This is a genomic window from Streptomyces sp. NPDC060027 (genome assembly GCF_042737005.1).
Classification (GTDB): Bacteria; Actinomycetota; Actinomycetes; order Streptomycetales; family Streptomycetaceae; genus Streptomyces.
In genome coordinates, this window is sequence record NZ_JBHWVI010000369.1 from 1 (window position 1) to 5,214 (window position 5,214).

General features: G+C 65.0%; 2 protein-coding genes and 4 pseudogenes. 3 read left to right on the forward strand and 3 right to left on the reverse strand.

What is annotated here, in order from left to right; genetic code table 11:
* The first annotated feature begins 522 nt into the window (after window positions 1-522).
* On the forward strand, window positions 523-675 hold the full coding sequence (locus tag ACFWBT_RS41640; protein WP_385709642.1) for a hypothetical protein: 153 nt from the start codon (window positions 523-525) through the stop codon (window positions 673-675).
* Between the two features lie 362 nt (window positions 676-1,037).
* Here ACFWBT_RS41640 and ACFWBT_RS41645 read toward each other — a convergent pair whose 3' ends face one another.
* Entirely contained in the window at window positions 1,038-1,955 is a 918-nt protein-coding gene (locus tag ACFWBT_RS41645; RefSeq protein ID WP_385709645.1) for a glycoside hydrolase family 113, read from the reverse strand.
* 547 nt (window positions 1,956-2,502) lie between these two features.
* Window positions 2,503-2,617: pseudogene (locus ACFWBT_RS41650) on the reverse strand (hypothetical protein); the annotation flags it as partial.
* A 500-nt stretch (window positions 2,618-3,117) separates the two neighbouring features.
* Between ACFWBT_RS41650 and ACFWBT_RS41655 the strand changes: the two are divergent.
* Window positions 3,118-4,025, forward strand: a pseudogene (locus ACFWBT_RS41655) (helix-turn-helix domain-containing protein).
* Between the two features lie 9 nt (window positions 4,026-4,034).
* Window positions 4,035-5,125: pseudogene (locus ACFWBT_RS41660) on the forward strand (hypothetical protein); the annotation flags it as partial.
* Between the two features lie 6 nt (window positions 5,126-5,131).
* Here ACFWBT_RS41660 and ACFWBT_RS41665 read toward each other — a convergent pair.
* A pseudogene (locus ACFWBT_RS41665) lies at window positions 5,132-5,214 on the reverse strand (IS5/IS1182 family transposase); the annotation flags it as partial.

Below are 5,214 nucleotides of genomic sequence, written 5' to 3' on the forward strand. Positions count from 1 at the left end.
CTATCGCCGGCCTCGTCTCCGACCGCACCACCGGGACCTGAAAACGGCCGTACTCAGGGAAAACACGCCCCACCCGCTATCACGCACCAACTCGTTACTGGCACCCATGTAGTGCCTCTGATCGTCCGCACCCGTTGATCGAGGGCTTCCGCCTTGGGGCTTCGAAACGTCAGTACTCACTCGGATATCACCGCGGCGTTGGGCCGTGGCCAGCCGTTCTCGATCTTCGACGGGATGCTGCGCGGCTTCACCCCGCACTAAAAGTGTAGGCGTAGGTGCCGCGCGTACTGGGCCGACCGCAAGCGCGAGGGCGGCGCCTTCGATCTCGCGAACGTGGAGCGGCTGTAGTGGCGGAAGTACGTGCAACTGCTGCACATCGTCTCCGTGACTGGGGTGCCCATGACGGCGGCACCAACAAGTTTGCCCAGGAGGCCCTCAGCGGCGTCGGCATCCTCCAACTCACGGGCGTACTCGCTCCCGTCGTACTACTCGCCACCGACCCCGACTTGCTCCCGCCACGACGTGGCAGTACGGGACTGGGGAGTGGTGCGAGCCCTGCTCGGCAAGATCGGCACCGCCGAGGCCGGGGTGCAGGGCAGCACCACTGCGGTCATGGGCACCGGCTACGCCGTGGCCGGCACCGGTAGGCGTAGAGCATGGTGGCGCCAGTGGTGAGGTTGGCGGCTTGGAAGTCGCCGTGCGCGCAGTCTCAATGCTCGATGTGGGGCGCGGGTCGGCCCGCGTACTGGGGGACAGCGCGGTCGATCCATTACTGGTGCACAGCGGTGCGGGCGGTAGGGGTCGCGGCGATCGTCCTCAATGTGATGCGGATGGTTGCGAACCAGCCGTCGGTCAGGTGAAGTTCGTGGTGCAGGACCGCGTTGAACAGTCGGCCAGGCACTACGCCCCCCATCAGTGTCGCAGCTGCTCGGCCTCGCCTCGCCTCGCGGAAGCGCGTCCAGATGTCTGGCCCGGCGGGAATTGCAACGAAGTCCCCTGCTAATACACCTGCTCGAGCGCACAGCACCTGTCAGCTCTCAACGGGCCCACTTCTCGCGCAGCACCTGCTCCGCGGGTTTGCCGTGCGGGGTGTACGCGAGTGCGACCGGAGTCTCCTCGCTGTCCGGCCAGTCGTCCCACATCCACCAGCAGACGCCGGCCCACCACCGACGGCCCTCGAAGAATTCGAGCAACGCCCGGTAGGCGGCGGCCTGTTCGGCGCCGCTGGCGCGGTCACTGACAGTCCAGGAGTAAGGAGCGGTCGTGGAGCCGTACTGGCTCACATACCCCGCTTCGGTGAACAGGATCCGCCGCTTGTAGCGCGCCGAGAACGCAGCAAGGCTCTTCCTGATCGGTTCCCAGGCGCGGTGCAGTCGGGTCGGGTCGTCCGTGGGCTGAGCGGACAGCGGCCAGTAGGCGTCGATTCCGATGACGTCGAGCGCCTTCCAGAAACGGATCTTCGTGTACTCGTCGTAGTTGGCAGCGTATGTCAGTGGCCCGTCGTAGCGGTCGCGTACGGCCCCGATGACCGCAGTCCAGGCGGCTTGGTCGCCCGAGACGCCGGCCAGTTCGGTGCCTACCGCGAACTGCTCGGTGTCCGTGGCCGCCGCGAGGTCCGCGTAGTGGGTAATGAATCTCCGGTATGCGGCGAACCAGGCGGGCCGGTCGCGGGGGCGGATCGCGGCGCGGTCACCGTCTCCCGGCAGGTCCACATGCGGCTTGATCAATACCTTCAGGCCCGCCCGGTGCGCGCGCCGCACGATCCGGCGCAGGCTCGCATCACTCGCGGTCTCCTCGGTGGTGTGCATCGAGGAGTCGCCGCGGCGCGTCTGGTACCAAGTGGGAGTGAAGGTGACCCAGCGTGCGCCGGTCGCCCGAATATCCCGCAGGTACCGGTCCGCAGCTGGGCTGTCATAGTCGGTCTGGTACCAGGAGGGCAGCGTGATGCCCCGCATCGTTGACGCCTCCCCGGGCTCGGGCCGTGACGCCCGTGAATCGCCGCCGTGTCTCCCTCCCTCACGTTCCCCGTCGGTCGTCGAGCAGCCGGTCATGGCGAGGAGGAGTGCCGCCGCCAGGGTGGCGAAGGCACTCCTCATGGCCTGCGCCCTCACAGGACGGCCGGACTGTACGTGCCCCACTTTGCGCTCCACCTGTCTAGGACGATCGGCATGGTGCGTGCGAGGCCGCCGTTGCCGGTCATGACCTCCGATTCCCAGCGCGCATACGCGGCCCGCACCATGGGGTGGCGATGTGTAGCGGCCCGAACGGCAGCACGATCGCCTGTCGCCACTCTGCCTCGATGCCTTTCCGCAGGTCCACGAAGTGGCCCCCATGAGAGGAAAAATGAGTAGGCACTATCTGCTCCTAACGGGCCTGGCGTGCATGCCAGCTCGAAGGCGGACCTCTCGCGGAGAGCGTCGAGGATCCTCGGATCGAATGCGATCCTCGGAGGTCCAGCGTGCGTCGTCTCTCCATGCAGGAACACAACACTGGAGGGGTTGTGGAACTGGACGTCGCGGTCTGGGTGTTGGGTGCCCTCGATGGTCTTGTCATTGGCCTGCAGGCTGAAGCCTTCCTCTCGCAGCAGGTCACCCACCGTGTCGGCGCCGACCTTGTGAAGCGGCCTTCACCGCCGATAACGGATCGTCTGGTCCGAACTCAGGGAAGTGGGTGCCCAGACGGGCCAGTCTGGGCAGAAAGCGCCAACTACTGTTCCTCGAATGCGGCTTGTTCTGCCGCGCTTATCAATCCCCAGCACTTGAGATTGCCCCCGGTCCATCACTCACCGATGTCACTGCTCCACGCTGCGCCTCACTAGCGAGATGGATTCCCGGATCGCGGGGACGCGGGCTAACGGCCCACGCAATCAGAAGCCCTGCCTGGGCAAGGACAAATACGACAGTGAGGCAAAGCAATTCAATCAGTCCTAGAGCATGTGAATCATGAGTCCATGCACGAACCACCAAGAGCGCAAAAGGATCACGCAAGTTCGATCAGATCATTCGAACACGCAAATGACTCCATGCGCTTGAGTAGCAGCTACTCTCTTTCGGGATGTGTGAACCCTAGGACCAGCAGGGCCAGGAAAGGAAGCTCGCCCCCAACTAGCGTGGACGCATGCAGCGCAATAATCATCTCGGCAACTTCCTGCGGGCGCGCCGGGGGCTGGTGCGACCCAAAGACATCGGACTACACGTCACCGGCCGGCGGCGTGTACCAGGCCTGCGCCGCCAAGAGCTCGCCCTGCTCGCCGGGATCAGCACGGACTACTACCAGCGGTTGGAGCAAGGACGCGACCATAATCCCTCCCCACCCATCCTTGATGCCCTCGCCCACGCCCTGCTCCTGGACGACACCGCCACCGCCTATCTCCACGCCCTCGCCGCCCCCTCAGCCCGGCGCCCCCGCCCCCACCCTGAAGTCGTACCCCCCGGTATTCGGCAACTAGTTGCGTCCATGCCGGACAAACCAGCGTTTGTGCACGGCCGGTACATGGACGTGCTGCTCTCCAACCCGCTCGCCCGTGCACTCTCCCCTTGCTATACGGAGGGCACGAATCTGCTGCGGACCGCGTTCCTTGACCGACGATTCCGTTCCTTCCATAGAGACTGGGATGGCGCCGCGGGCGGCTTCGTCTCCTCCATGCAGGCCCTGGCGCCGGTGCAGATGACGCCCGGCTTACTGAGCTGGTCGGCGAACTGACCCTCCACAGTCTTGAGTTCCGATGGCTGTGGGCTCATCATGATGTGCGGCCAAGCTCCAGCGGGATTGCTCAGCTAGACCATCCGCAGATCGGTCCAGTGGATCTCAACTTCGAGAAGCTCACCGTCGTTGGCACGGAGCTTGTACTGGTCGTCTGTCACGCACCACCAGACAGCGCTGCCGCCGCCGGTCTCGCCCTTCTATCAAGCCTCGCCGCAACGGCGGACTCCAACGAAGGCACACTGGCCGATCTGCCGTCGAACGAGCCCCATTCCCTACCGCACTATCCACCCACGGCATGCGCCATGACAGCGAAGGCATGAGTGATGACCATGACGCAACACTCGAACCACGCGCGCGGGCGCACCGTGGTTCTGACGGTGCTCCTCACCGTGTTAACTACGGTCCTCGGCGTGGCCCCCAGTTCCTCGACCGAGACCGGCTGGTGGACACCAACCGCGCGGCCCGCTCCTGATTCTCAGATCAATGTCACGGGTGAGCCATCAAGGGGACCGACTCCCAGGGACGGGTTCGGGGCTTCGTCGACGCACACGACCACTTGATGTCCAACGAGGCCTTCGGCGGTCGGCTCATCTGCGGCAAGGCGTTTTCCGAGCAGGGCATCGCCGACGCACTCAAGGACTGTCCCGAGCACTACCCCGACGGTTCGCTCGCGGTCTTCGACTTCATCACCAAGGGCGGCGACGGCAAGCACGACCCCAATGGATGGCCGACGTTCAAGGACTGGCCTGCCCATGACTCGCTGACGCACCAGCAGAACTACTACGCCTGGGTCGAGCGGGCCTGGCGCGGCGGTCAGCGGGTGCTCGTCAACGACCTCGTCACCAACGGCGTGATCTGCTCGGTCTACTTCTTCAAGGACCGCAGCTGCGATGAGATGACCTCCATCCGCCTGCAGGCGCAGAAGACATACGACATGCAGGCCTACATCGACAAGATGCACGGCGGCCCTGGCAAGGGCTGGTTCCGGATCGTCACCGACAGCGCCCAGGCCCGCGAGGTCATCAAGCAGGGCAAGCTGGCCGTCGTCCTGGGGGTCGAGACCTCGGAGCCGTTCGGCTGCAAGCAGATCCTGGACATCGCCCAGTGCGGCAAGGACGACATCGACCGCGGGCTGGACGAGCTGTACGGCCTGGGCGTACGCAGCATGTTCCTATGCCACAAGTTCGACAACGCCCTGTGCGGCGTCCGCTTCGACTCGGGCACCCTCGGCACGGCGATCAACGTCGGCCAGTTCCTGTCGACCGGCACCTTCTGGAAGACCGAGAAGTGCACTGGCCCCCAGCACGACAACCCCATCGGCCTCGCGAAGGCGGCCGAGGCGGAAAAGAAGCTACCGGCCAGCGTGTCAGTCCCGTCGTACGCAGCCGACGCGCAATGCAACACCCGCGGTCTCACTGAACCTCTTTCATCCTGAGTAGTCGCAGGTCATGAGTGTGTGGATGGCTCGGACGATGGTGCCGATGCGCCGGGTTGAACATCGGGCTCGCC